The sequence below is a fragment of the Streptomyces sp. SID3212 genome, assembly GCF_009865405.1.
Classification (GTDB): Bacteria; Actinomycetota; Actinomycetes; order Streptomycetales; family Streptomycetaceae; genus Streptomyces.
Genome location: NZ_WWJY01001096.1, coordinates 1 through 606 on the forward strand (window position 1 = coordinate 1; position 606 = coordinate 606).

Sequence of the window (606 nt, forward strand, 5' to 3'; positions counted from 1 at the left end):
TGACACCCGGCTTCCACGCCGACCGGCCGGCCGCGAGAACGCGGCCGGCCGGTCGGCGTGAGGCGCCGTGGCGGGTCAGCTGCCCGTGACCTCCGAGCGGTCGCCGCCCCAGAGGGTGTGGAACGACCCCTCCCGGTCCGTACGCCGGTAGGTGTGCGCCCCGAAGAAGTCACGCTGGCCCTGCGTCAGCGCGGCGGGCAGCCGCTCCGCGCGCAGCGCGTCGTAGTACGAGAGCGCCGCCGAGAAGCCCGGAGTCGGGACCCCCTGCACCGCCGCCGTGGCCACCACGGCCCGCCAGTCGTCCTGCGCCGTGCCGATCTCCTCGGCGAACTGCTTGTCGGACAGCAGGCTCGGCAGGTCGCGCCGCGTGTCGAACGCCGCCCGGATCCGGTCCAGGAACGCGGCGCGGATGATGCACCCCGCCCGCCAGATCGCCGCGACGGAACCGAGGTCGATGTCCCAGTCGTACTCGTCGCTGCCCGCCCGGATCTGGTGGAAGCCCTGCGTGTACGACACGATCTTCGACGCGTACAGCGCCTGCTCCACCTGGTCGGCGAAGCGCGCCGCCTCCGTGTCGTCCAGCGGGCGCGCGGTCGGCCCCGGCAG

The 606-nt window shown here is 74.3% G+C and carries 1 pseudogene; it reads right to left on the reverse strand.

Features of this window, described 5'->3' with window-relative positions:
* Window positions 1-75: 75 nt before the first annotated feature.
* A pseudogene (locus GT042_RS32470) lies at window positions 76-606 on the reverse strand (NADP-dependent phosphogluconate dehydrogenase); the annotation flags it as partial.